We start from the raw sequence: 25,745 nt of genomic DNA, 5'->3' as shown, positions 1-25,745 counted from the left end.
TATCCAAGCAGTATTCGAAGTGTGATTTATACGACCAATGCCATCGAACGAACGATCAAGGAGATTCGGAAACGTCTAAAGCCGATGAACAGTTTGAGCAGTTTAGAAGCCGCTGAAAAAGTCGTATATTTGACCGTTCAAGATTTTAACGAGAAATGGGCAGAACGAAAGTTGCGAGGATTTGCCGAAGCGCAGGAAGCCCTCGAGCGAATGTTTGAAGAACGTTACAATTAACCAAATACTGTAAATAGACAAAGTAAGGGGATTCTCCCTTTCCACACAGGAGACAGAATATTCTGTCTCCTGTGCGAAGGAAACCGACTCCTTATCCATTCCAAATCCATTTCAGAGATACCCTATCTATCTTACATTACAAAAAATTCTTAACGGTAAAAATTGGTAAGAATAAATGTTAAAAGAATTGATCAATACATTTGGAAATGGGCAGGTATCCTCTCAAAATGATCAAAAATATGTAATGTCCGGTATATCGTCTGCCATCAGAAATCAAGCCCTTTGAAGCGCTTCGCGATGCTCCAAAGGGCTTGAACCCGCTTTTTTCTAAAAGATTTGATGCGTCAGTGAAAATAAGCCGTGAATGATTCAGCCAAAAATGGTTTGGCAGAGCAAAAATAAATTTAAGGCAATGATTAGAATGGCGATCAACCAAGCGAAAATGGTTGTTATTTTCCGGTTAACGAGCGATTTCATGATTTTTTTATTGCTTGTGAAAACGATTAATGGAACCAAGGCGAAAGCAATGCCGAATGATAAGACGACCTGGCTCATCACCAATGCTTTCGTCGGGTTAATCCCCAACAAAATGATGGTTAACGGTGGAATCATCGTAATGCATCGCCGCAGGTAGATCGGGATTCTCCTCCGGATAAACCCTTGCATGATGATATCCCCCGACATCGTCCCGACCGTTGAACTCGATAAACCGGCCGACAGCAAACCGACCCCAAATAAGATTGCGGCAAAAGAACCGAGCAAATGGTCGAATTGATAAAAAGCGACGTCAAGATCCTCGACTTTAATGCCGGCTTTGTTAAACAAAGCCGCCGCCACGATCAACATGCTCGCATTGATTCCGCCGGCGATAATCATCGCAATGACCACATCAACAACTTCAAAATGAAATATCTTTTTCCGTTCCGTTTCCGTTTTTCCGATGATCCGCTTCTGTGTGAGGCCCGAATGCAGGTAAATCGCATGGGGCATAACGGTCGCCCCAAGCATCCCGGCCGATAACAGCACGCTGTCAACACCATCGAACTTTGGCGTCAGCAATCCGGACAAAATCTGCCCCGCATCAGGCTGCGCAAAAAACACCTGAACGCCGAAGGCAATGACGACCACAAAAATCATTCCGGTAATGATCGCTTCTAAAGGCCGGATTCCGCGTCTTTGTATTTCCAAAATCACAAATGAACCGGCCGCCGCGATCAAAGCCGCCGTCACCATGGGGATTTTAAAGATTAAATACAATCCTAGAGACGCGCCGATAAATTCGGCCAGATCGGTCGCCATCACGACCAGTTCGGCTTGAATCCACAGAAAGAAGGAGGTGGGTTTCGAAAAATGGTCCCTGCAAACCTCAGGCAGGTTTTTCCCTGTGGCGATGCCTAGCTTCGCGGACATCGTTTGAATGAGAACAGCCATTAAATTTGAAGCCAAAATCACCCATAGCAGGGTATAGCCGTACTGGGATCCTGCGGAGATATTCGTGGCGTAGTTTCCGGGATCAATGTAGGCCACCGCCGCAATGAAGGCAGGCCCCAGGAATGGCAGGAACTTTTTGAAGCCCCGCACCTCCCCTTTTAATGAAGCCGCCGCGATCTTTTGCAGGGAATGATTTCGGTTCCCCGACGGTTGAGCCGCCTGTTCGATATTCATAAGGCTATCCTCCGTTATGATATTTTCAAGTACTTTTTGCCGATAGACATAATTTTTCCTTAGTACAACTTTATTGCTTTGAACTAATTATATGTATCCGCAAATAACTATGTCAATAAATTTATACTTGGACAAATAAGTACAGGCTATCGTTAATCGTTCATTGGCAAAAGGCTGAAAAAGGATGCGCGCCGGAAGATAACCCTGTGTAAAGTCATTTCGGTGCAGGGCGTGTCCTAACGGATTGGTTTTTTCAAGCGCATCTTCGACAAAATTGTTACGATTCCGGGAAAGATCTGGAACGCCGGCTTCTTTTTTGACATTTTTACAATCGTTTTTTTCCTTAAACGAATCAGAAAAACTCAAAGGCGATTGATCCATGACATTTTGGACAAATGGTGCTGGTGATCGAAAAAAGAAGCAATTGGATGTCCGTTGCTTATCAGGAGGTAGATGGAAAAGTGGTAATAGGATGGGTGTCGGAAAGATATTTGGAAAAATTGACAAAATAACAGGATAAGGGATAAGTGGGTGACATCGGTTAACATCATTTGTTTTATGGTCCAAGAACTGGGTTGTGAGACAATAAAAATACAGCCTGATGCTGTTTTGAATCCTTTTACTGTCCTTAAAGAATCGGACCGGACAAATCGGATGGGGAAGCCCGTCGAATCCTACTATCTCCCTGATTCGTCTAATTAATAGGTTCGCCCGGGCAGCCGTCCCTCGGACCCTGCTTGTCTGTTTTGTCGGGCTCGTTATTGCCGCCCCCTTTTGCCACCTGCAAAAAACCGGGCGTGAAGCCTGTTCGGAACTTGTGCAAAAAAATTTCCGAATCCTATAACGTGATCGATGTTAACCGGTTCTCCCCTTTCACAGGCGAAAACGGTCTTCCAAAGAGTTTCAATGATCGGAACAAACCCAGACTACACCTATCGGATGCTATTATCAAAAATCTCCGATAAAATAATGATTAAGGATGATCACTAATCTCCGGCAGGAGCTGCTTCAATTTTTCGGCAAAAAAAGTGAGGCAAACGGGAAAAATAAAGGGTTCCCGATATATCCGATCCTCGGGCCCATACATGGGCAAATGCATATCTCGTACGTTTTTCGCGGAATGTAGGGCCTAGGGCGAAAGCTAAATGCCCCGACGGATTCCATGAGAATTTGATGAACCGGGATCTCGCCGGATTGGCTTGGGTTCCTCCATTCAAAAAAGAAAGGAAAGATCGCAGATGGGTCATTGGGACAGCGAAAAATTGTCGCAGATTCGAAGCCGTTTGGAAAAACGGGTCGTGACCTTGCCCGATGGCACGACGGTTCCGTGCGTCGGCCAAGGGACGTGGCACATGGCGGAAAGCCCCCGCGAGCGGGCCGAGGAAATCAAAGCCTTGCAGCTCGGCATCGAATTGGGGATGAAGGTCATTGACACGGCCGAAATGTACGGGCACGGCGCGGCGGAACGCCTGGTGGGCGAGGCGATCAAAGGGCGCAGGGATGAAGTCTTTTTAGTCTCGAAAGTTTATCCCCACCATTCGGGATTGGACAAGATTGCAACCGCGTGCGAAAACAGCTTGAAACGGCTCGGTACGGACTACTTGGACTTGTATCTTTTGCATTGGCGCGGCCGCGTTCCTCTGGAGGAAACAGTTGAAGGCATGGAAAAACTGCGGAAAGAGGGAAAAATTTTACGGTGGGGAGTCTCCAATTTTGATACGGATGATATGGAAGAATTATGGAGCATCCCCGATGGCAGGAACTGCGCGGTCAATCAAGTGCTGTACCATTTGGGTTCGCGGGGCATCGATTTCGATCTCCTTCCCTGGCACCGGGCGCATCGTCTGCCGATTATGGCTTACAGCCCCCTGGCGCAAGGAGGTTCCTTAAGGAAGCAATTGTTAACGGACCCGGCCGTCCAAAGCCTTGCGGAAAAATACAGGGTGAAACCGCTGCAAATCGCCCTTGCCTGGACGATCCGCACGAATGATGTGATCGCCATCCCCAAAGCGGGACGGGAACAGCATGTGCTTGAGAATGCGGAAGCGGCCGCGATCGAATTGACCCCGGAAGATTTGGAAAAACTTGACCGGGCATTTCCGAAACCCCGCAAGAAAGTTCCGCTCGATATGATTTGATCCGTTTGTCTTCCCGCATTTTTGTCAGCCGTAAAGCGGACAGCCAAACCCGGATTGGATGCCTGCCCCTTTAGATTTGCAATTTTTGGGATCTGTAAAGCAGATGGTCAAGCACGAATTGGATGCCAGTCCCTTTACATTTGCATTTTTGTTAGCTGTAAAGCAGACGGCCTGGGACTTAAAATTCCGTTAGCAAAAAATCCCGACGCGAACGGCATGTTTTTCCGTTTCTCCGTCGCGGCGGGATATCAAAACCCGCCGTCATGGAAGAATCTCCCTCTTCCGACCGCCGCCGGATCCGCGATTCGGAAAGGGGGAATTTTTTTTGCCAAACCTCCATGTTTGTGTAAAATCCTGGTCCCCGTCTCGGAAACACAACCTTCCGGAAATGGAACAGCTTTTGCTTCCCATTCTTTTTACACAAATTATTGGACTTTATCATTTTGGGATCAAAACGATGAAAAATCGGAAAATGGATGCCGGCTTCTTGGATTTGCGGAAAACCGCGTGTTTTCACGGATTCATGAATGCGGGCGGAATCCTTTGGCCATGGCCATCAGCGGGAAACCGCCGGTTCTACCTCAACATTACCCCGCGCAGCCGCGCCCCGGCTTGTTTTCGGATGCCGGCGGGAGACAGGATCTGAACCCGAAACCCTTTGAAAAAACCGAAAAGTAAAACGTTTGACTGTATGGTTTTGTTCGATTATGATTATGGTGAGAGCGACAAAAGGGGGTTCCGGTTCATGGGGATGTCTATAAAATCGGTGAACTAGCGGAAAAAGCGAAAGTTTCCAAACGAACGATCGATTATTATACAAAGCTGGGCTTACTGAAAGCCGAACGTTCCGAATCGAATTACCGATACTACGACTCTTCCGCCCTGGAGGATTTAAAGTTAATCGAACATTACAAAAAACTCAATTATTCCTTGGACATGATCAAGGAGCGGCTGGAACTGCACCGAAAAAAAACGGCGGCGGAAGAGGATCTCATCCTGAAACAAGCTAATATGGTCGCCGAACATATGAAATTATTGGAAGGTGAAATCAAAGATTTTCAGGATCTTTTGGGCAAATTGGACGATGAGTGCAAGAAGAAGATTTTGAATCAATTCGCCTCACAAACGGTGGCGTTGCTGCAATCATTAATGATGTTTTTAGGATGAAAAGGGGAGAGGTTGCATGTTCTTTCATCCGATGGATATTCTCATTTTCATTGCATTCGGCATTTCCCTTTGGGCCCAATTTAAAGTAAGAGGGAATTTCCAAAAATGGAGCGGTGTTGAAGCATCCTCCGGATACACCGGCGCCGAAACGGCCAGACGCATCTTGGATCAAAACGGCCTTTATGACGTTCCGGTCGAAGTGGTTCCCGGCACGTTAACAGACCATTACGATCCGATTACCCGAACCGTCCGCTTATCCGAACCGGTTTATTACGGCCGTTCGATTGCCGCCGTCTCCGTGGCGGCCCATGAGGTGGGCCATGCGGTTCAGCACAAGGAAGCGTACGGGGCATTGGTCTTACGACACCGGATGTTTCCGATCGTTAACTTTACTTCCGGAATCGCGCCGTTCCTTTTGTTGGCGGGATTTTTGTTAAAGCAATTTTCGCTCCTCGGTTTGGGGATCCTCTTCTTCTCCTTTGCGGTGGCCTTTCAATTGATTACATTGCCGGTCGAATTTAACGCGAGCGCCCGCGCGAAAAACTTTATCCTGGCGGAAGGTTTGATTCGGAATGATGAGGAGCGGGGAGTAAACAAAGTGCTGGGAGCTGCGGCTTGGACGTATGTGGCGGCCGCATTGATCTCGGTATTTGAGCTTATTAATTTCATCCTGCTTTTCCTGCAAGGGAATAACGAAGAAAATTGAGTGCTGCGGCGTTCATGAAATGAGGAAAGTATGAAGATAAATCCATGTTGACGGGTGCAAGTCCTGACAAAACGGTGATGAACCGACAGAGGGAAGGTCTTTGCCCGGGAGGATCGCTTTCGGCCGGTTTGCCGTCAAAGCGTTCAAATCGGCAGCGAAAACGTGCCAAGGAAGTGCCGCGGCGTTTTGCCGATTTCCCCGGTTCCTTGACACGTCCAGCTTTCCTGCTGTTCCCCGCAGCCGGAGTTTCTTGAAACGCTCGCGCATCGGCCCGCTCCTTTCCGTATGCCTCTGTCCGGCATCCGGCTGCAAACGGCAGGAACGGGGGAGGACGGAGGCGATCGATGTGGAATTGGTTGGTGGTACGATAATTGGTGATGAACGGATCTGCGGAGGACAGAGGCGGTCCTTGAGATTTAATTGATGTGACAATTTGAGCTGCAACGACGAAACCCCGGGGAACGGTGTCGACTCTTAAAAATAAGCCTTGGCCGCCGGACCGTTTATGCATTTTTCCTGTTCAACGGAGCGGTTCAAGGTTTCCGCGGCAGGAACCGGCCTTGTCATTAACGGTGCCGGTTTCCTTCGTTCGTGCGCGACATCCCCGTTTTTGACCGGATTGATTTCCTTTCTTTATCCTGATTTGGCAACAGACGGTTTTCCGCTTGACAGGGGTCTTCCGATCAGCTAATAGCGCCTTTTCAGCACCATGATTGCCGCTGAATAGGAGATGACGACCAATGCGAATAAACAAGTCAAGGCGAATTGAAATTGTTCCCCGTTCAACGGGCGTATGATGTTGATCATAAAAATGATCAGATACCCGAACAAAAAGGCCGAATAAACGGTCATTCCTGCGACGCCCAGTATTTTATCCCCCCTTTCGTCTCCCCCTTCCCTTCTGATGAAATGCCACGAGAAGATGACGGCGGCAAGCCCGATAACCGATAAACCGATGGCGATCGCATCCATCCTAGTTATTCCCCCTTTTCCAATAATTGATATTCAAAAACTTCCTGTATTTCCTTTCCGAAGGCGGCCGCAATTTCAAAGGCCAAGATCAGGGACGGATTGTAACGGTTCGCTTCAATGGAAGCGATGGTTTGCCTCGTGACGCCGACTTTGTCGGCCAAATCCTGCTGGGTCCATTTTTTTTCGGCCCTTAGGACGCTAATTCGATTTTTCAGTTGCCCGCTTCTTTTCATCTCAGGTTGATCACCCCCTGCATAGGTGATTGTAATATATTTTTTACAAAATGTAAACTATTTTTTACACACCTTTGCCAAAAATCCGCCTCGGCACATTTCCGATTGACGGGGAACGCCGTTCCCGGGGGAAAACGGCAGGCGCCAAAAATCCATCTTGCGTTTCGGCAGAAACTGGCCGGGACGCCGTGAACATTCGCCGCAAATGGGAGACTAGGTTCCGGGAGTGGCGGGCCATCAATGAAAAAGCCATAGAAAATCAAATAAACGTTTCGGAATGCGCAAACCGTTGCCGGGCCGAGTGCAGGCCGTACGCCTGGAAGAATCGGATCAACAATCCGTGATTCAAAAGGGCCGACGGCCCCTTGCCGCTCAACCAAAGAATTGGATTTTTTTCCGGAGCAATTGGACAATTTGTGTTATCGGCCGCTATTGTAAGCGCTTTTTAATCGATGATATAGTTAAACTGCGGAGGGAAGGGCACATGCTGAACACGAGGGCTGTCCAAATCCTGAAAAAGCTTTATACGGAAGATGATTATATTTCCGTCCATGATCTGGCCGAATTCACCAAATCTTCCAGCCGTTCGGTTCGCTATAATTTGCAAAAAATCGATTCATTTTTGCGGAAAAACCGGCTTTCGCCTTTGCAGAGGCATCATTTGAAGGGGGTAAAAATTGATAAAGAGGAGAAAACCGTAAACTTTTTGGCGGAATACTTCCGCAAGGAAAATCCTTATAAAAGAATTTATTCAAAAGAAGAAATGAAGTTGTTCATCGTTTTAAATCTTTTGATCCATCAAAAGGAAATCCCGATTTCCTTTTTTGAAATCACCTTGAACGCTTCACGGACGGCGATTATCAATTTTTTGGCCGAGATCAAAACGCCCCTTGAGGAAAAGGGCTTAAAGCTGAACTGGGTAAAACGGAAAGGGGTGTTTGTGACCGGCGATGAGAATCGAAGGATCCTGGAGTTCGCCAACCTCTTCTGTGAAAGATTGAGCATGAATGAATTTTACAATTACATGGAATTGGGCAAAACCTCGACCGGCGAAGGCGGCTTAGTGTTCAGGCATGTCTTTAATAAAGAAGATCTGCAATATATCCGCGGTTTGATTTTGTTTTTGGAAAACGAATTGGGCTGTACATACGATGACCGGTCGTTTTTAATATTGACCGTTTATTTCACCCGCTTGATCAATCGTTCGACGGATCCGACGGGTTTAAATGGAGATCTGATCCCGCATCACCCGGTCAACCGGCAAATCTATCGGATTTCCTTCACCTTGCTGGAGAAACTGAAGGAAAGGCATCCGGAAATTATTACGAATGAAAAGGAAGTCGCCTATCTGACATCCATCATTTTAAGCATGAAAACCGTTAAGGCAAACCGGAAAAGGCCGGGGAATTTTTCCGAACTGGCCGACAAACTGATCGGCAAAGTGGAAGAAGCTTATCAAGTCCGCTTCCGCGAACAGACAAGTGAATTGAAAAAATTATTGCTGCAACATATCGAACCGATGATCAATCGGATACGGTTCAACATCACATTGGAAAATCCCCTCTTTGATGAGATCGTGCAAAAGCACCGGCGGCTTTTTTTGACGGTCAAATCCATTTGCCAAGAAATCGGGACGGAATACGATGTTGAAATCAACGATCATGAAATTTCCTACTTGACCATCTATTTTGCGGCAATGATAGAAAAGATTCCCAGAAACGAAGATTTGCCCAAAATATTGGTCGTCTGTATCGAAGGGGTCGCAATCTCCAAATATTTGGCCATGTCGGTCACGAAGCTGTTCAATATCAAACATGTCGATACATTGCCGGTCAGGGAAATCCATCCTTCCGTCGTCGAAAACTATGACCTGGTCATCAGCACCGTCGATTTGCCCGATATTGACGAGAAGAAGGTCGTCCGGATCAACAGCATCGTTACCCAGGAAGACGTGGAGAAATTAAAGGCGAGGCTCCATCTTAACTTTAACAAACGGACCCAAAACCATGTGGCCAAGGTAGAAAGGCTCGTCCATGTCATCCAAGAATCTTGCGAGATCAAGGATATCTATAAACTTCAATATGATCTGTTGGTCGAACTGTTGAGTGATCAGGAAAAGGAACAATATCAACAGGAAAAGCGCTTCAGGCTGGAATTTTCCAAGGATGAAATCCGGATCGGCGAAAAAGCAAGGACTTGGAAAGAGGCGATTTATTTAGGGGCGAAACCGCTTTTGGAAAAAGGATACATCAAAGAGACCTATGCGGAAAAAATCATTCAAAATCTGGAAGATTACGGCCCCTATATGTCCATCGCCCCGAAAGTCCTGTTGTCCCATGCCGGCCCGGATGACGGGGTCAATGAAAATTCCATGAGCGTCCTGACTTTGGAAAAAGGAATCGATTTTCATGACCGTTTTGCCGTTCCGGTTTTTGTCATCATTACCCTGGCATTAAAGGAAACGAAAGGGTATTTGAATCTCACGGAGAAGATCATCAGACTGGCAAACCAGCAAAACACGGTCGACCGGATCATCCGTTCCGCCAATAAGCGGGATGTCTATCATCTGATCGCGAAACATCTGGATCTTATTTAAGGAGGAAGAAAGAGATGAAATTGGTTGTATTGGGAGGAGGAGGCGTTCGGTCTCCCTTATTGGCAAAATCCTTGGTTGCCAACGCCAAATCGATCAACGTGGATGAGATTGTGTTTATGGATAATGATCCCGAGAAGCTGAGGATTTTTGGGGGACTTTCGAAATATGTGGCCAATGCCGTCGATCCGGATATTCATTTTTGGACGACCACCGATGCGGAAGATGCTGTCAAGGGTGCCCATTATGTCATTACGACGTTGAGGGTCGGACAGGACGAAAGCCGGTATATGGACGAAAAATTGGCCCAAAAGTATGATCTGGTGGGTCAAGAGACGACCGGGGTCGGCGGATTTGCCATGTCCCTCCGTTCCATCCCCGCCTTATTGGAATATTGCGAAATGATCAGCAAGCTTTCGGATCCGAATGTGCTCATCTTTAATTTTACCAACCCGTCCGGCCTCGTCACGCAGGCGCTGCGGACGGCGGGATACGGCAATGTGTATGGGATCTGCGACGGCCCGCCCCATTTTATCCGGACATTGGAGCAGCTGTTTGGCGTTTCCCATGAGGAATTCGATATTACCTGTTACGGATTGAACCATCTGTCCTTTTACCGGGACGCAAAGATCAATGGGCGGCCGGTCATGGATGAATTGTTGAACCATCCCGACCTTTATGTGAAGACCGATATGCGGTTGTTCGATAAAGAATTGGTTTCCATCTTGAATCATGAATTGCCGAATGAATATTTATACTTCTTCTTCTACAACGACAAGGTCATCCGTTCCATCAAGGAACACGGCGGTGCCAGAGGGGAATTGATCCGGGACATCAACAAACGGATGATAGCGGAAATCAACCGACTGGATACCCAGGATCCGGAACGGATCTTTGATGTCTATATCCGGCATATTGTGGAACGGGAAAAGAGTTATTTTGCCATCGAATCCGGAGAAACGAGGCCGGAACAATTCCCGATCCCCACGTTTCAGGAATTTCTCGATGCCCCGGATGAAGGAGGCTATTCCGCCGTCGCCTTGGAATTCATAAAGGCTTATCACGGCGGCAAAAAAACCGTCATGCCGCTGATGGTTCCAAACAACGGGGCGATTCCGGGATTACAGGATGACGATGTGGTTGAAATCACCTGCGAAATCGAAAAAGGTGTCTGCAGACCGAGAAAAATCGAAGACGTCCCCGAACTGCAAATGCATATCATCAAGACGATCAAGCGGTTTGAACGATTGACGGTGGAGGCCATTCATGAAAGAAACCGGCTGAAAGCGGTCGAGGCATTGATGATCCACCCGCTCGTCAATTCCTATTCGCTCGCGGCGAAATTGGTGGATGAACTCTTGGAAATGTATAAGGAATATGTCGGGCACTGGAGCTGACCTTTATGGACATTGAAATCTTTTCCGACTATGATGCGCTGTCCGAACGTTTGGCTGACGAAATCTTATCTTGTATGTCCGATCCGTCCGGAAAATTGATCTGCTTGCCCTCCGGCGATACGCCGAGGAGGGCCTATCAAATCCTTTCCGCCGCCTTGTCCCGGCGAAAAGGGAGCCCGTTGACATGCACCCTCATCGGTTTGGACGAGTGGGTGGGAATGGACAAGGATACGCCCGGCAGCTGCCAATATGTTATGCATGAATGGCTGTATAAGCCGGCATCCATCAGGGACGAACAAATTATCGAATTTAACGCCCGAAATCCGGATTTGACAGGGGAATGCAAAAAGATGGACCGTTTCATCGCCGAGCACGGTCCGATCGATTTGGCGGTCCTGGGGATCGGCATCAACGGCCATTTGGGGTTGAATGAACCCGGGACCAGCTTCAGCCAAACTTCCCATGTCGTCGATTTAACGGAAACGACGAAACGGACGGCCCAAAAATACTTCCCTGAAAAAGTGGCATTGGAAAAGGGAATCACTTTAGGTTTGAAGCATTTTTTGGAGGCCGGACGGTTGATCCTGATTGCGTCGGGCAAACAGAAGGCGCAAGTGATCAAACGGATCATCCGGGAGGATGTTTCCGAGGAAATACCCGCCACGATCGCAAAAATCCATAGAAATAGCACCCTGCTGATTGATCAGGACGCTGCATCCGAGCTGTAGGAGGAGTTTCGATGAATACGGGAGAACAAGGTGCAAACAACGAAAAGCTGAATCTTGAAGAGGCTTGTTTCCGGATCATCGCTTTTTCAGGGGAGGCGTTCGCCAAATTGATGGAGGCCCTGAAGCTGTGCAGAAACGATGATTATGCCGGAGCCGAAAAAACCATAGAAGAGGCTTCCGACTTATTGAATAAAGCCCATAATGTGCACACGGAATTGCTGGTCAAGGAAGCGAACGGGGAAGAAATCGGCTATTCCGTTTTGCTGACCCATGCCCAAGACAATATGATGAATACGATCCTGGCCAAAACCTTTGCCGAAGAAATGATGGAAATGTATAAAGCGCTGAAGGGGCGCGGATAGGGCCGAGCCCTCCCGTTTGTGTAAAATCCTGCCCCCGGCCGAGGGGATAAAGCCTTCCGGTAATGGAGCGGTTTTGTGCCCGACTTTTACAAATTCTTTTCATCCGCGGATAAGCGCGGGAAACCATTCCGGCATGAAAGGAGGTGATGGGCGGATGGACCTGCCAAGATTGCATGTGCTGCTCGTCTGCAATTTGGGGGCCTCCACCGGCATCATGGTCGCAAAAATGCGGGAAATTGCGAAAAACAGCCAGTCCCTCGCGAATACCGATGTAAAGATTGATGCGAGGCCGGCCGGGGAGCTGCGGGAATATGTGGCCGATTATGATGTGGTATTGATCGGGCCGCAGATCAAACATTTATATGAAAATCTGAAAAAGATTTGTGACGAGCATAATAAACCCATCGGCATCATCGACACCCAAGATTACGGGATGGTCAACGGGGGAAACATCCTGAAACAGGCGATCCGACTGGTCCTGACCCATCGTCCGTAAAGGGGGATGGAAAGCAGGGCGCAGAATTCGAAAGCTTCCGTACCGTTTTTCCCGTCGTTCGCAGAAGGTTGGGCGAGCGTTTGGATCGGAATCGCCCAACGCATCGGAAAAATGATAACGCTGCCATTGTCGGCAAAAGCGGATCAGTCCCTTTCATATTATTGTTCGCAGTTCATATGCCGGCATTTATCAGCTCTTCGCCATGAAAGTCAATCCCTTTCCTGATTGATGGGCAATTGCCGCAAAGAAAGGGGATCGCCGGCAACCCTATTCCCCTCATTCCCAGATCAATCGTTTTCGCGAAGACACCGGAAAGCTGATCGCCGGCAGCCGGATTCCCATCATTCCCTTTTGCCGTCTTCGCGGATGGGACGTGTCCTTTTGCCGGCGGCCACACGCCCGTCAAACCCTTCGGAGCCGTTTCGGACCGGGCGGGGAAGCGCCCCCGGCCGCCGATGGGATTGAGGAATTCGAACGGATTCATCATACAAAGGAGTTGAAGAGGATGAGCGCAAAAGCGGATGGATTTATAAATTTTTTGGAAAAGCATCTGACGCCGATCGCCACCCGAATTGAGAACCAAAGGCATATCGCGACCATCAAAGACGGAATGATCAGCTTGATGGCGATCCTGATGGTCGGTTCGATTTCATTGATCATCGCCGGAGTGGGGAACTTTTTTCCGGAAGGCAGCCCGGTCCATGAGTTTTTCACCAGGCATTCCGCGCTGCTGAATCTGCCTTTCAATTTCACCTTCGGCCTGTTGGCGATCTACAGCGCCGTTTCCATATCGTACACCCACGCGAGAAGATTGGATCTTCCGCCGCTGCACGCCATTATCGGAGGCGTTTTGGCCACCGTCATCCTGTGCGGAAGATATGAAGACGGGAAATTTGATTTTGCATTTCTTGACTCCAGAGGGCTTTTTGTTTCGATCTTTGCCTCCATGTTTGCCGTTGAAGCGATGAAATGGCTAGTGGAAAAGAAAATCACGATCCGGATAAAAGGCTTGCCGGATATGATCGGCAAAACCTTCGAAGCGATCCTCCCGCTCTTGGTCATCATCATCGCCAGCATGATCATCAATCAAACGGTGATTTCCCTGTCAGGGGGACAAATTTTGCCGGAAGTATTCACGACCATGTTCGCTCCCGCGGTCAAAGGAATCGACAGTTATTTGGGCGTCTTCCTGGTCTCATTGTTTGAAATGATGTTCTGGTTTTTGGGGTTGAACGGGTATGCGATCCTGGTCGGCTTCACCCTGCCGTTCATGACCCATTATTTGGCCGAAAACGCCGCCGCATTTTCCGCCGGGGAAGTGCCGCAATACATATTCACGGAAAACTGGTGGGGCTACTTCTTGGCGTGTACCGGATCCGGTTTGACCGGCGCCCTGGCGATACTGGCCTTGTTCAGCAAGTCGAAAACGTTGAGAGCGACCGGCAAGGCAACCATCATCCCCGCGTTTTTCAATATTTCAGAACCTGTCGTTTACGGTTTTCCGGTCGTGTACAATCCGTATTTGTTTCTGCCCTTTGTAATCGGCACCCCGCTCTTGGGCATGTTTACCTATTTCATATTCGACATGGGATGGGTAAGGGCGCCGATCGCCAGCGTAGGCGGCATGCCGACACCGATCGCCCAGTATTTGGTGACGCTGGATTGGAAGGCCGTATTGCTTGTTCCGGTCATCCTCGGCCTTGCGATCCTCATGTACTACCCCTTCTTCAAAATCTACGAAAAATCCGTTTTGAAGAAGGAAGAGCTGGAAACGCGGGCCCAAAGCAAGGAAGGGGATGTCTTGAAAGATTTGGACTTGGATTTTTAAACCGGAAAGATCTTCTCCCATTCTTCCTTCGATTTAGCCAGGCCGAGAAAACGGTGATGACCGTTGGGCCTGGCGCTTTTGTTTTTGAGTGAAAAAAATATAAAAATAAAATGGTGGATATTGCTGAATGATTTGTTAGCAAAGATATCGCCGCCATGTATGGACAATTTTACTTAACAAAGGCCCAATTTGATGCGACGTATTTTCTGATATTTTAAAGGCATTTGGGCTAGAAGATATCCCCGCATATGGTGTTAAAGATAAAAGGACGAAAACATATCTACATACCCAAAAATAAAGAACTCCCCAAAAACGCGATAATGACGCTGTTTTCGGGGAATTTTTGTTTCTAGAACTGTAAAAGTCGGGAAAAATAAGTTAGAGATCCCCCTTCGGCGCAACATCCTTTCTCCCTTAAAATTTCTCCAGCTGGGAAAAAAACCGGATCGTAAATTGGCGGAAGGCGTTTTCCGCCGGGGAGAGCTCCCGGTTTTTCGGGGTGATGATGCCGACGGACCGCCGGACTTCCGGGAACAGAACCGGCACTTTTTTCGTCAGCCGGGGCACGTTTTCGTAGAGGGAGTTTTCCGGCAGCAAGGTCACGCCGATCCCGGCGGACACCAATCCCTTTACGGCGTCCATGTCTTCCCCTTCCGATGCGATTTTGGGCATGAAGCCGGCCTGTTTGCAGGCGTCGATCACGATTTGTCGGAAGACATACCCCTTCGGGAAGAGAACGAAGGGGTCGTTTTGCAATTCGTTCAAATCGATCCCCGTTTGTTCGGCCAACGGGTGCCGGACCGGGAGAAGGGCGGCGAAATTTTCCGCAAACAGCACATGGGATTCCAAGTTTTCATCGTCGGGGACGGGTCCCAAAAAGGCCAGATTGATTTCCCCGTTCTTCACTTCATCGATCAAGCCATAGTAGGAACCGTGGCGCAAATGGAAGGAGATCTCCGGATGTTCCGCCGCAAAGGAGGAAAGGACCGTCGGCAAGATGTAATTGGCAAAACTGGACGCATAGCCGACCCGGATCGTGCCGTGTTCCGGATCCAAGTATTCAGCGATTTTTGCCTTCGCTTCGTCGATGGCCGCCAGCGCCTGTTTGACATGGAACAAAAAGACTTCGCCGATCCGGGTGAGCTTCACGTTTCTTCCCGTCCGTTCGAACAGCCGGACGCCGAGTTCTTCCTCGAGTTTGGCGATCTGATAGCTGACCGCCGATTGGGCCACATGCAGATGAAGCGAGGCATCGGTCACATGTTCCCGCTCGGCCACTTCGACAAAATAACGCAGCTGGCGAAGCTCCATGCGGTTCTCTCCATTCATCTAAAGTTTAGATTAAACTTATAAATATAATATATTGTTTATATAAATTTGTGAAGATATAATTGGAATTAACTAAAATCTCTGAAAGATCACGGTTATTCCGAATCCGAAAGGGATAAGCCGGATCGGCCTGGTGTTCGGCAAGCCGCTGTTTTGCGGCTTTTCGTGTCTATGGAAACCTTATTCGAGGGGGGAGTTCCGATGGGCTTCCATCAATGGCCTGAAGCGCAAGGATTGTACCGTCCCGGCTTCGAACACGATGCCTGCGGCATCGGGCTGTACGCCCACATGAAGGGGACGGCAAGTCACGATGTGGTGATAAACGGGCTGAAAATTCTCCGGCAATTGGACCATCGCGGGGGAAAAAACGGAAATACCGGAGACGGTTCCGGTTTGATGATAGAGATTCCCGACCGGTTTTTCAGAAACGCATGCGGGGATTGGAAGCTTCCGGAAAAAGGCCGCTACGGCGTCGGGATGATTTTTTTCGATCGGGATGCGGACATCCGGAAATTGGAAAAGGAAATCGAATCCGTAATCGAAGAAGAAGGGCAGATCCTCATCGGCTGGCGGACGGTTCCGGTCGATATGGAGATCCTTGACGGAAGGGCGAAGGAATGTCCTGCGATCCGCCAGGTCTTCATCGGTGCGGGCGAGCCTTCCGGCGGCCCGGGCGGCTTTGAGCGGAAACTGTACGTGATCCGAAGGCGGGCGGAGAAGCTGGGGAAGGCAGGAAAGAGGAAGCAGTTCTATTTTGCCAGCCTTTCATCCAGAACCATCGTCTATAAAGGGCTTTTGACCCCGGAACAGCTCGACGCCTTCTATTTGGATATCCGGGACCCCAGGTTCGAATCTTCTTTCGCCCTCGTCCATTCCCGGTTCAGTACGAATACCTTCCCGAGCTGGGAAAGGGCCCATCCCAACCGCTTTCTCCTCCACAACGGGGAGATCAACACCCTGCAGGGAAACGTCCAGTGGATGCGGGCGAGGGAAAGGAAACTGGCCGAGGACGGCTTCGGGGAGGATGCGGAGAAGGTGCTGCCGGTTTTGGACACCGACGGGAGCGATTCCTCCATCCTCGATAACGCCTTTGAATTCCTCGTGATGGCGGGTTTGAGCCCTGCCCATGCGGCCATGGTCCTCGTTCCGGAGGCCTGGGAGCGGGATCCCGGGATGACGGAAAAGAAGCGGGCCTTCTACCGGTACCACAGCCTCCTGATGGAGCCTTGGGACGGTCCGGCGGCCATCCTGTTTACGGATGGGAGGCAAATCGGCGCAATTTTGGACAGGAACGGCCTCCGGCCCGGCCGGTATTGGGTGACGACCGATGATCACATCATTTTTTCCTCGGAAGCCGGAGTGATCGAACTGCCGCCGGAAAAAATTTTATATAAAGAACGGCTGAGCCCGGGCAGGATGCTCCTCATCGACTTGGAAGAGGGGAGGATCGTCCCGGACGGGGAGATCAAAGAGACATTGGCCGGCCGCTTTCCGTATCAGCGGTGGCTCGATTCCGGTCTCATCCGCCTGGAACAGGGGACGGAGGAACCCGAATCCCTTCCGTCCTTGCACACGCTCCAAAGGGCCTTCGGTTATACGTATGAAGAGATCCATAAATATTTGCTTCCCCTCGCCGTCGAGAAAAAGGATCCGGTCGGATCCATGGGGTACGACGCTCCGCTCGCCGTGCTTTCCGGCCGCCCCCAGTCCCTGTTCAACTATTTTAAGCAATCATTCGCCCAGGTGACCAATCCGCCCATCGACCCGATCCGGGAACAGATGGTCACTTCCACCGTCACCTATTTGGGAAAAGAGGGGCATCTGCTGAAACCGGGAAGGAAAAACTGCGCACGGATCCAGCTGGATACCCCGGTCCTCACCAACGGCCAGCTGGCCCGGCTGAAGGAAAACAGGATCCCGGGATTTAAGAGCCGATGCATTTCCGCCGTCTTTACAGGGAGCTTGGAAAAAAGATTGGCGGAAATGGCCGAAGAAGCGGAACAGGCGGTAAAAGAGGGCGCGGACCTGTTGATCCTGTCCGACCGGGATAGGGATGAAACGAAAGTCCCCGTCCCGGCGTTGCTTGCGGTAAGCAGCGTGCACCATCATTTGCTGAAGCGGGGGCTGCGCCTGGAAACGAGCCTCATCGCCGAATCCGGCGAGGTCCGGGAAGTCCACCATTTCGCCGCGCTGATCGGATACGGCGCAGATGCAGTGAATCCCTATTTGGCCTTTGCCACCTATTTTGCATTGATCAAGGAAGGAACCCTTCCGTTCAGCTATGAAGAAGCCGTAAAAAGATATGTCCGGGCGGTAACGGACGGCATCGTAAAAGTGATGGCGAAAATGGGAATCTCGACGGTGCAAAGCTACCGTGGGGCGCAAATTTTTGAGGCCGTCGGCATTTCCGATGAAGTGATCGGCCGCTATTTTCCGGGGACCCCGTCGCAGATCGGGGGGATCGGCTTGGACGTGATCGAAAAGGAAGCGAGGCTGCGCCACGAATCCGCCTTCCAAAGCCCGGAAGGGCCGTTGGAACCGGGGAGCGATTTTCAATGGCGGGAATCGGGAGAAGACCACGCCTTCCATCCGAAGGCGATCTATACCCTCCAATGGGCGGTGCGCAAAGGGGATTACGGGCTTTATAAAGAATTTTCCAAAGCCGCAAATGACGGGCTCCGTTTCATCCGTCATCTGTTCGAATTTGCGCCGAAGGGGGAACCGATACCCGTCGATGAGGTGGAACCCGAGGAAAAGATTCTCCGCCGGTTTAAAACGGGGGCGATGTCCTTCGGTTCTTTGAGCAAGGAGGCCCACGAGACCTTGGCCATCGCCATGAACCGCCTCGGGGGAAAGAGCAACAGCGGCGAAGGGGGAGAAGATCCGGAACGGTATCTGCCGGATGAAAACGGGGACCGGAGAGTAAGCAAAATCAAGCAAATCGCCTCCGGTCGTTTCGGGGTGAGCAGCCATTACCTGGTGAATGCCGAGGAGCTTCAAATTAAAATGGCCCAGGGCGCCAAGCCCGGGGAAGGGGGACAGCTCCCGGGGAAGAAGGTGTATCCTTGGGTGGCGAAGGTCCGGGGCTCCACGCCCGGCGTCGGGCTGATCTCCCCGCCCCCCAACCATGACATCTACTCCATCGAAGATTTGGCCCAGCTGATTTTCGATTTAAAAAACGCCAACCGGAATGCGCGGATCAGCGTGAAGCTCGTCGCCAAGGCGGGGGTCGGGACGATCGCCGCAGGCGTCGCCAAAGCGAAGGCGGATGTGATCGTGATCAGCGGACACGACGGCGGCACCGGGGCCTCTCCGAAGACGAGCATCAAACATGCCGGGCTGCCTTGGGAGCTCGGGTTGGCGGAGGCCCAGCAAACGCTGATCCTTAACGGCCTCCGGGACCGGGTGGTGCTGGAGACGGACGGAAAATTGATGACGGGAAGGGATGTGGTCATCGCGGCGCTGCTCGGAGCCGAAGAATTCAGTTTCGGCACCGCGCCCCTCGTCGCCTTGGGCTGCATCATGATGCGGGCTTGCCATTCCGACACATGCCCCGTCGGGATCGCCACCCAGAATCCGGCGTTGCGGGAAAAATTTGCGGGGAAGCCGGAATACGTGATGAATTTCTTCCGTTTCGTCGCCCGGGAAGTCCGGGAAATCATGGCCGAGCTCGGCTTTCGGACCGTGGACGAAATGGTGGGGAGGACGGATGTCCTTCGGGTGAGCCCGCGGGCAAAGGAGCACTGGAAGGCGAAATTTTTGGAAGTGGAACGGTTATTGCATCGGCCCGGGGAAAACCGGCGTTTTTCCAGGCTGCAAGACCATCAGCTGGAACGCACCCTCGATTGGCAAAAACTGCTGCCCCAAGTCAAGCCCGCCCTGGAAGGGAAAACGCGGGTGCGCCTAACTTTGCCCATCAGGAATACGGACCGGGCGGCCGGCACGCTGATCGGAAGTGAAATTTCCAAAAGATACGGGGAAAATGGCTTGCCCGACGATACCATCACCGTGCGCTTCCGCGGATCGGCCGGCCAGAGCTTCGGCGCCTTTCTGCCGAAGGGAATCACCCTCTTCGTCGAAGGCGACGTGAACGATTATTTGGGAAAGGGGCTGTCCGGCGGAAAACTCATCGTGAAGGGAGCGGGACCTTCCTTCGCCGGGGAGGATGTCGTCGCCGGCAACGTGGCATTGTACGGAGCCATCGGCGGAGAAGTCTATATCAACGGACGGGCGGGGGAACGGTTTGCCGTCCGGAACAGCGGGGCCACGGCGGTCGTGGAAGGGATCGGCAACCACGGCTGCGAGTATATGACCGGGGGAAGGGTGATCATCCTCGGCGATGTCGGAAAAAACTTTGCCGCCGGCATGTCGGGGGGCATCGCCTGGGTTTTTCCGGAGAATCCCGATGAATTTTTGGCCAATTGCAACACGGAAATGGCCGATGCGGAACCTTTGGATGATCCGGAGGAAATCGAGGAGGTCCGCCGGCTCCTTCAAAATCATTGCAAATATACGGGAAGCCGAAAAGCGGCCGCGGTTTTGCGGAATTGGAAAGAATGGCAGGACCGCTGGGTGAAAGTGATCCCCCGCGAATATAAAAAGATCCTGCGGCAAATGGAGATCCGGCGGAAGGCTGGTGCCGGGGAGGAGGAAGCCCTTTACCAGGCCTTTTTGTCGGTGCACGGGAAGGAAAGGGAGGCGAACATGGCCGGCGGGGCACGGAACGGATAAGGAAAGGAGTGGGGAAAATGGGAAAGCTGACCGGTTTTTTGGAATATGAACGGGAGGAGCAGCCGGAACGGGATCCGAAAACCAGGATCAGGGACTGGAAGGAAATCAGCCTTCCCTTCTCCGAAGACGCCTTGAAACGGCAGGCGGCCCGCTGCATGGATTGCGGGACCCCGTTTTGCCATATCGGAATGGAAATCGGCGGGGCGGCCGCAGGATGCCCGATCCATAATCTGATCCCCGAATGGAACGATCTCGTCTACCGGGGAAAATGGAAAGAGGCGTTGGAACGGCTGCTTTTGACGAACAATTTTCCGGAATTTACCGGGCGGATCTGCCCCGCCCCCTGCGAAGGCTCCTGCACGCTGGCCATCTCCGGCGGGCCGGTCAGCATCAAAGCCATCGAGCGGGCGATTATCGATAAAGGGTTTGAGATGGGATGGATCCGGCCACGGATTCCGGAACATCGGACCGGAAAAAGGGTGGCCGTCATCGGGTCTGGGCCTGCCGGCCTTGCGGCCGCCGACCTGTTGAATCAACGGGGGCATGCCGTCACCGTTTTTGAAAAGGCGGACCGGCCGGGAGGGCTCCTCATGTACGGGATCCCCAACGTCAAGCTGGAAAAGGATGTGGTGGAAAGAAGGATCCGGCTGTTGGAGGAAGAAGGGGTCGTTTTTGTCACCGGCACGGAAGTCGGGAAGGATATTTCAGCCGACGACATCCTGCGCACATATGATGCGGTCATCCTTTGCACCGGCGCCCAAAAACATCGGCCTTTGAATATCGAAGGAGCCGATGCCAAAGGGGTCCATATGGCGATGGATTTTTTGACCGGCGCCACGAAAAGGCTTTTGGACCCGGACCGTACGGAAGACGGTTTCATCGATACGGAAGGAAAACGGGTGATCGTAATCGGCGGGGGAGAAACGGGGGCGGACTGCGTCGCCACCGCTCTGCGGCAAAACTGTAAAAGCGTCGTCCAATTCGGCAAACATCCGCCCCTCCCCCGCTTCCGTACGGAAGACAACCTTTGGCCGGCCGACCCGAACGTCTTTACCGTGGACTATGCCCATGCGGAAGCGATGGCCCTTTTCGGGAGCGATCCGCGGGAATATTTGATCCGAACTGATAAAATCGTCGCCGACGAACGGGGGCGCGTCAAGGAGGTCCACACCGTTCAAATGAAAAAAACGCCGTCCGGCGACGGCGGCTACATTTTCGAAGCGATTCCCGGAACCGAAAGGGTTTGGCCGGCCGACTGCGTCATTGTCGCGATCGGCTTTTCCGGGACGGATGACAGGCTGCTGGAGCAATTCGGGGTGGAAGCCGAAAACGGCAAAATCAAAGCGAGCTTTCAAGATTTTCGGACAAACCGGGATGGGGTGTTTGCCGCGGGGGATGCCCGGCGCGGCCAAAGCCTCGTGGTCTGGGCCATCCGGGAGGGAAGGGGGGCGGCCAGGGAAGTGGACCGGTATTTGATGGGGAAGACGGTGCTGCGGTAAGGGGAAAACGTTCCCCGTTTGCCCGTCTTCCGGCAAAAGCGGGAGTTCCGGTCCACCTTTGCGGAAGCGGCGAGGGAACGGAAAAGGTTCAAGCGCAAGCACCGGCGGGCCAAGGTTTGCGGCAGGGTCCGCCGGTTCTTCTTTTCCATTTCTTTGAGGGTCAATCTTCCCAGACTTCTTCCATTAACCTTTCAATTTCCCTTCTCAGTTTTTCCGTCTGTTTTTTGTCGACGGCAAACCTTCCGTTTTTGCAGATTAATACATCGCCTTCCTTTGCTTCCTTCGGGATTTTGCTTCGTTCGATGTCCACCAGCCTCCCTTCCGGATCTTCACAAACGGCAAACTTTTCCTCGAAATGATCAATGATGTATTTCATCTTCCGCCACCTATCTCGGGGTAAAGAAAGTTTGGGTTTTATAGGTTTTTCCTTTATAGACGGCGGAAACATCGATGATCACTTTATACCCTTTCGTCGCACGGCCGATTTTTACGGCCAAGGGAGTTCCGATTTTTCCGCTGTAAGCGGTCGTCGTTGTTTTGTAATGGAAGACCGCCCGGAAATCCGTCCCGTTCGGCAACCCTTTCACCGTGAGGCGGATGGTGCCGTTTTGCTTGGGCTGGGTATTGTCAAGGCTTGCCGTCAATTTGTAGGCCGGGTTGGAACCGGAGGCCGTGCCGGCCGGTTTTACGTTGAAACGGATATTCTTCCCGTCGGTTTTTGCGACAATGGTTCCTTGCTGATCGGTGCGGAACAGGCTTACTTTATATTTTTTCAACCGGTTCAAGACTTCGGCGGAAGGGTGCCCGTACTGGTTCCCCTTGCCGGCGCTGATCACTGCGTAGGCCGGTTTCACCGCTTTTAAAAAGGCTTCGCTGGTGGAGGTTTTCGCCCCGTGATGGCCGACTTTTAACACGTCGGCTTTCAAATTTTCCTTTGCCCGGATCATGTCGGATTCGGCTTTCGTTTCCGCATCTCCGGCAAACAGGAAGGATTTTTTCCCGTAAGTGAGCTTCAGCACGGCGCTCCAATTGTTCAAATCCGTTTTGTAGGATTTTACCGGCCCGACGAAGGCCGCGGTTGTTCCCTTTACGGCCAGTTTGACTCCTTTGCTGGCCGTTTTGATTTTTAGCCCTTCTTTTTTCACCGCATACAGAAAGTCCCGATAAACTTTGGTGGTGTGACTGACTTTCGGCGCGTAAACCGATTTGACCCGGTAGGCCTTCAGCACTTCATCCAGACCGCCCATATGGTCCGCGTCGGGATGGGTGGAAATCATGATTTCAATATCCTTGACCTTTTGCTTCTTCAAATAGGAAACGACCTTATCCCCGTCCCGGCCTCCGTCAATCAGGATGTCTTCCCCGTAAGGGGCTTTGATGTAGATGGCATCTCCCTGGCCGACGTTGATAAAGTGCACGGACATCTCTTTGGCGGATGCGGCGCCGGCGGCCGACGGAACGGTCAACGCCGGCAAAAACAAGCATAGGCTGAGGAGAAGTTTCAGGAATTTTTCCATAGGATCCCCCTCTGGCAGTCGGAAAACTTAATTTCATCTTTTCCATTCGACAAAATTTTATTTTTTCCTTTATAGATTTTTAAATTTTCATGGAGAAAACGGTCAGTTTTTAAAAAATTTGACTGTGGATGGGTCACAGAAAGGCAGGGGAAATTAATGTGTAAAAAATTTAAGATTTTTCCAATTCAAACGAAAGTTTCGTCTATTAGCTGTAACCATCCGGATTTATTTTCGACTAATTCATAAAACGAGGAAAGGCGGTGTGTGCGAATGAAAAGGATATTGTTTCGCTACGTCCTTTTGATCCTTGGCCTCATGGCTGTTGCAGGGTGCGATCAAGGGACGTCGGCCGAATCCTTGGGAGACCAGGCAGCGGAGGAAAAGGCGGACTGTGCGCTCCCCGTCAGCTGGATCCAATATAAGGGGGAAAAATATACGTTTGTAAAAGTCCATTCCAAAGAAGAAATCGACTTCGCCAACATCCGGTCCACCCGAACCTATACCGGCGAAGGGGACGGAACGCTCCCCGGAAGGGAAATCTTTGTCGATAAGAAGACCGGAAATTTATTGATCGTGGATGATACCGGACCAGAGGAAGAATGGGTCGAATTTACCAAATCGGAAAAAGATTAAAAAATTTAAAGGAATCTTCATAAAATTGCCGAATATTATATTTAATTCAAAATCGGGAGGCGATTTTATGAAGAGCAAGCTGTTTCTCTTTTTTACTGCCGTTCTGCTCGCTTCACAATCTTCCGCCCTCACCCCGGAAATCCACGTCGAAGGCAAAAAAGAATTGACGGTTTACAACCGCGAAGGTGAAGCCGTTCACTCGATCCCGCTCGAGCCGAAGGACCTGCAGGCAAAAACAGAGGAAGCTTCCCCCGCCATCGAACGGACCTCCCAGGCCCTGGTTGTGGACGGTGAAGGGAACGTGCTTGACAAAATCAGCTTGGAAAAAAACATCCGGGATGACGCCTTTCACACGGCCGCCATCGGCGCCCGGGTCGCCACGGTCGCCATCGCCGCCGATGAAGAATTCCGCAGTGCGAATTCCAATTGGACCAGCACGGCTGCCACCCTCGTAGAAGAAATGGACGACGCCTTCAACCGGGATCACAATTTCGATCTGGATATCAAACTGTATATTTCCTGGTCCTCCCAAGGTTCGAGCCCCGAGCAGCTGCTGGATGATCTGCGGAAGGATTGGGCTTCGAAGTATAACTACGACTTTTTGATCGGATTTTCCAATGATTCCCACATCCTGTCCGTAGGCGGAATCGCCTATGTTTATTCCAGCAACCCGTCCACAATGGCGGTAAGCTTGGTGAACGGGACCCAATCCTACAAAGGAATATGGCATGCGGGCCAACACGAATTGTCCCACAATTTCGGCGCGGGCCATCATTCGTCCTCCGACTATACAAAGTGCATCATGAATTATCACTATGCTTACACCGTGGATTATTGGGATTCGACCCACGGCTCCATCATCGCCAGGAATAAGAGCTGGTTCGGGAAGGCGTATTGATCTTCCGGCAGGATTTGCTTTCGAATCATGGTTCCCGATAAGTGACAGGCTGTTCCATTTCCCCCTTAGGGGGTTTTTTCTTGCATCGGTTCATCCCCCCTTATTTGGACGCTCCGACCGATGATGGACATAAATGAGGGGATGATGGACATTTTTTTGACGATGTTGGATAAATTTTCTTCCATTTTGAACATATTTCTTTTGATGATGGACAAAATTTTTCAAATGTTAAACAAATTTCTCTTTATGATGGACATTGTCGAGCGATGTTGGACAATTTTTTTAAAATGTTGAACCGTTCAGGTACTATTTTGGACAAACCGGTTTTCCGGTCAAAAAGGATGTTGGACAATCTTCCTGAAATGTTGAACAAACTAGACCGGATATTGGACATTGGGGAAAAATATGGAACCATCGGGGGCCGATGTTGAACAGTACGATGGAAGGAACAGGATGAATGTTGGACATTCCGATAACGGAAGATCCGATTACGGGCACAAGACTATTGGAAAATCCGATTGTAGAAACCAGACGAATGCCGGCCGTTCCGATGTTGGAAAATCCGTGCGCAGGAACAAGACGAACATCGGCCGTCCGAAGTTGGACAATCTGGTCGCGG

The 25,745-nt window shown here is 50.8% G+C and carries 20 protein-coding genes and 1 pseudogene; 15 read left to right on the top strand and 6 right to left on the bottom strand.

Features of this window, described 5'->3' with window-relative positions; genetic code table 11:
- A partial coding sequence (locus A3EQ_RS0114190) for a transposase (RefSeq protein ID WP_020155842.1) occupies positions 1-234 on the top strand: 234 nt, incomplete at its 5' end.
- Between the two features lie 369 nt (positions 235-603).
- Here the strand turns inward: A3EQ_RS0114190 and A3EQ_RS0114185 are convergent.
- Positions 604-1,899, bottom strand: a complete 1,296-nt coding sequence (locus A3EQ_RS0114185) for an Nramp family divalent metal transporter (RefSeq protein ID WP_020155841.1) — start codon at positions 1,897-1,899, stop codon at positions 604-606.
- A gap of 1,238 nt (positions 1,900-3,137) precedes the next feature.
- Here A3EQ_RS0114185 and A3EQ_RS0114170 point away from each other — a divergent pair.
- The 4 genes from A3EQ_RS0114170 to A3EQ_RS0114150 all read left to right on the top strand — a co-directional run bounded on the left by A3EQ_RS0114170 (position 3,138) and on the right by A3EQ_RS0114150 (position 5,910).
- On the top strand, positions 3,138-4,037 hold the full coding sequence (locus A3EQ_RS0114170) for an aldo/keto reductase (RefSeq protein ID WP_020155838.1): 900 nt from the start codon (positions 3,138-3,140) through the stop codon (positions 4,035-4,037).
- A gap of 21 nt (positions 4,038-4,058) precedes the next feature.
- Positions 4,059-4,715, top strand: coding sequence for a hypothetical protein (locus A3EQ_RS21165; protein ID WP_154652880.1), 657 nt, complete (start codon positions 4,059-4,061; stop codon positions 4,713-4,715).
- Between the two features lie 84 nt (positions 4,716-4,799).
- Entirely contained in the window at positions 4,800-5,204 is a 405-nt protein-coding gene (locus A3EQ_RS23130) for a MerR family transcriptional regulator (protein WP_081626243.1), read from the top strand.
- 16 nt (positions 5,205-5,220) lie between these two features.
- The gene (locus tag A3EQ_RS0114150; protein ID WP_020155835.1) at positions 5,221-5,910 is read left to right on the top strand and encodes a zinc metallopeptidase; all 690 of its coding nucleotides are present in this window, start codon (positions 5,221-5,223) and stop codon (positions 5,908-5,910) included.
- Between the two features lie 687 nt (positions 5,911-6,597).
- Here A3EQ_RS0114150 and A3EQ_RS0114135 read toward each other — a convergent pair.
- On the bottom strand, positions 6,598-6,882 hold the full coding sequence (locus A3EQ_RS0114135) for a hypothetical protein (protein WP_020155832.1): 285 nt from the start codon (positions 6,880-6,882) through the stop codon (positions 6,598-6,600).
- A 5-nt stretch (positions 6,883-6,887) separates the two neighbouring features.
- Entirely contained in the window at positions 6,888-7,115 is a 228-nt protein-coding gene (locus A3EQ_RS0114130) for a helix-turn-helix transcriptional regulator (protein ID WP_020155831.1), read from the bottom strand.
- A gap of 484 nt (positions 7,116-7,599) precedes the next feature.
- Between A3EQ_RS0114130 and A3EQ_RS0114120 the strand changes: the two genes are divergently transcribed.
- From A3EQ_RS0114120 to A3EQ_RS0114090, 6 genes are all read left to right on the top strand, one after another.
- Positions 7,600-9,711, top strand: coding sequence for a BglG family transcription antiterminator (locus A3EQ_RS0114120; RefSeq protein WP_020155829.1), 2,112 nt, complete (start codon positions 7,600-7,602; stop codon positions 9,709-9,711).
- A gap of 14 nt (positions 9,712-9,725) precedes the next feature.
- On the top strand, positions 9,726-11,105 hold the full coding sequence (locus A3EQ_RS0114115) for a family 4 glycosyl hydrolase (RefSeq protein ID WP_020155828.1): 1,380 nt from the start codon (positions 9,726-9,728) through the stop codon (positions 11,103-11,105).
- Between the two features lie 5 nt (positions 11,106-11,110).
- Positions 11,111-11,833 (top strand): glucosamine-6-phosphate deaminase, encoded by a 723-nt coding sequence (locus A3EQ_RS0114110; protein ID WP_020155827.1) that lies wholly within the window; start codon positions 11,111-11,113, stop codon positions 11,831-11,833.
- An 11-nt stretch (positions 11,834-11,844) separates the two neighbouring features.
- Positions 11,845-12,195, top strand: coding sequence for a PTS lactose/cellobiose transporter subunit IIA (locus A3EQ_RS0114105; protein WP_020155826.1), 351 nt, complete (start codon positions 11,845-11,847; stop codon positions 12,193-12,195).
- Positions 12,196-12,349: 154 nt separating this feature from the next.
- Positions 12,350-12,691, top strand: coding sequence for a PTS sugar transporter subunit IIB (locus A3EQ_RS0114100; protein ID WP_020155825.1), 342 nt, complete (start codon positions 12,350-12,352; stop codon positions 12,689-12,691).
- Between the two features lie 505 nt (positions 12,692-13,196).
- Positions 13,197-14,519 (top strand): PTS sugar transporter subunit IIC, encoded by a 1,323-nt coding sequence (locus A3EQ_RS0114090; RefSeq protein ID WP_020155823.1) that lies wholly within the window; start codon positions 13,197-13,199, stop codon positions 14,517-14,519.
- A gap of 414 nt (positions 14,520-14,933) precedes the next feature.
- Here A3EQ_RS0114090 and A3EQ_RS0114085 read toward each other — a convergent pair whose 3' ends face one another.
- A complete protein-coding gene (locus A3EQ_RS0114085) occupies positions 14,934-15,830 on the bottom strand; it encodes a LysR family transcriptional regulator (protein ID WP_020155822.1) in 897 nt (298 codons plus the stop codon).
- 219 nt (positions 15,831-16,049) lie between these two features.
- Here A3EQ_RS0114085 and gltB point away from each other — a divergent pair, with 219 nt between their 5' ends.
- Both gltB and A3EQ_RS0114075 read left to right on the top strand, forming a co-directional pair.
- The gene (gene gltB, locus A3EQ_RS0114080) at positions 16,050-20,579 is read left to right on the top strand and encodes a glutamate synthase large subunit (protein ID WP_020155821.1); all 4,530 of its coding nucleotides are present in this window, start codon (positions 16,050-16,052) and stop codon (positions 20,577-20,579) included.
- A 17-nt stretch (positions 20,580-20,596) separates the two neighbouring features.
- A complete protein-coding gene (locus A3EQ_RS0114075; protein WP_020155820.1) occupies positions 20,597-22,078 on the top strand; it encodes a glutamate synthase subunit beta in 1,482 nt (493 codons plus the stop codon).
- 160 nt (positions 22,079-22,238) lie between these two features.
- On the opposite strand, the gene A3EQ_RS0114070 is transcribed toward A3EQ_RS0114075, so the two are convergent.
- Both A3EQ_RS0114070 and A3EQ_RS0114065 read right to left on the bottom strand, forming a co-directional pair.
- Positions 22,239-22,454, bottom strand: coding sequence for a DUF3006 domain-containing protein (locus A3EQ_RS0114070; RefSeq protein ID WP_020155819.1), 216 nt, complete (start codon positions 22,452-22,454; stop codon positions 22,239-22,241).
- A 325-nt stretch (positions 22,455-22,779) separates the two neighbouring features.
- Positions 22,780-23,595: pseudogene (locus tag A3EQ_RS0114065) on the bottom strand (ComEC/Rec2 family competence protein); the annotation flags it as partial.
- A 270-nt stretch (positions 23,596-23,865) separates the two neighbouring features.
- On the opposite strand from A3EQ_RS0114065, the gene A3EQ_RS0114060 reads away from it, so the two are divergent.
- Both A3EQ_RS0114060 and A3EQ_RS21160 read left to right on the top strand, forming a co-directional pair.
- A complete protein-coding gene (locus A3EQ_RS0114060; protein ID WP_020155817.1) occupies positions 23,866-24,228 on the top strand; it encodes a hypothetical protein in 363 nt (120 codons plus the stop codon).
- 67 nt (positions 24,229-24,295) lie between these two features.
- Complete coding sequence (locus tag A3EQ_RS21160) at positions 24,296-25,126, top strand: M12 family metallo-peptidase (RefSeq protein ID WP_020155816.1); 831 nt, start codon at positions 24,296-24,298, stop codon at positions 25,124-25,126.
- Positions 25,127-25,745: the final 619 nt, after the last annotated feature.

This window comes from Caldibacillus debilis DSM 16016 (assembly GCF_000383875.1).
Classification (GTDB): domain Bacteria; phylum Bacillota; class Bacilli; order Bacillales; family Caldibacillaceae; genus Caldibacillus; species Caldibacillus debilis.
This window is presented reverse-complemented; position numbering and strand designations above follow the sequence as displayed.

Coding starts and splice junctions, on each gene's coding strand:
- A3EQ_RS0114120 (WP_020155829.1), top strand. CDS start 7,600: ATGCTGAACACGAGGGCTGTCCAAATCCTGAAAAAGCTTTATACGGAA.
- A3EQ_RS0114090 (WP_020155823.1), top strand. CDS start 13,197: ATGAGCGCAAAAGCGGATGGATTTATAAATTTTTTGGAAAAGCATCTG.
- gltB (WP_020155821.1), top strand. CDS start 16,050: ATGGGCTTCCATCAATGGCCTGAAGCGCAAGGATTGTACCGTCCCGGC.
- A3EQ_RS0114130 (WP_020155831.1), bottom strand. CDS start 7,115: ATGAAAAGAAGCGGGCAACTGAAAAATCGAATTAGCGTCCTAAGGGCC.
- A3EQ_RS0114085 (WP_020155822.1), bottom strand. CDS start 15,830: ATGGAGCTTCGCCAGCTGCGTTATTTTGTCGAAGTGGCCGAGCGGGAA.
- A3EQ_RS0114110 (WP_020155827.1), top strand. CDS start 11,111: ATGGACATTGAAATCTTTTCCGACTATGATGCGCTGTCCGAACGTTTG.
- A3EQ_RS0114105 (WP_020155826.1), top strand. CDS start 11,845: ATGAATACGGGAGAACAAGGTGCAAACAACGAAAAGCTGAATCTTGAA.
- A3EQ_RS0114170 (WP_020155838.1), top strand. CDS start 3,138: ATGGGTCATTGGGACAGCGAAAAATTGTCGCAGATTCGAAGCCGTTTG.
- A3EQ_RS21160 (WP_020155816.1), top strand. CDS start 24,296: ATGAAGAGCAAGCTGTTTCTCTTTTTTACTGCCGTTCTGCTCGCTTCA.
- A3EQ_RS0114115 (WP_020155828.1), top strand. CDS start 9,726: ATGAAATTGGTTGTATTGGGAGGAGGAGGCGTTCGGTCTCCCTTATTG.
- A3EQ_RS0114100 (WP_020155825.1), top strand. CDS start 12,350: ATGGACCTGCCAAGATTGCATGTGCTGCTCGTCTGCAATTTGGGGGCC.
- A3EQ_RS0114135 (WP_020155832.1), bottom strand. CDS start 6,882: ATGGATGCGATCGCCATCGGTTTATCGGTTATCGGGCTTGCCGCCGTC.
- A3EQ_RS0114150 (WP_020155835.1), top strand. CDS start 5,221: ATGTTCTTTCATCCGATGGATATTCTCATTTTCATTGCATTCGGCATT.
- A3EQ_RS0114060 (WP_020155817.1), top strand. CDS start 23,866: ATGAAAAGGATATTGTTTCGCTACGTCCTTTTGATCCTTGGCCTCATG.
- A3EQ_RS0114185 (WP_020155841.1), bottom strand. CDS start 1,899: ATGAATATCGAACAGGCGGCTCAACCGTCGGGGAACCGAAATCATTCC.
- A3EQ_RS0114075 (WP_020155820.1), top strand. CDS start 20,597: ATGGGAAAGCTGACCGGTTTTTTGGAATATGAACGGGAGGAGCAGCCG.
- A3EQ_RS0114070 (WP_020155819.1), bottom strand. CDS start 22,454: ATGAAATACATCATTGATCATTTCGAGGAAAAGTTTGCCGTTTGTGAA.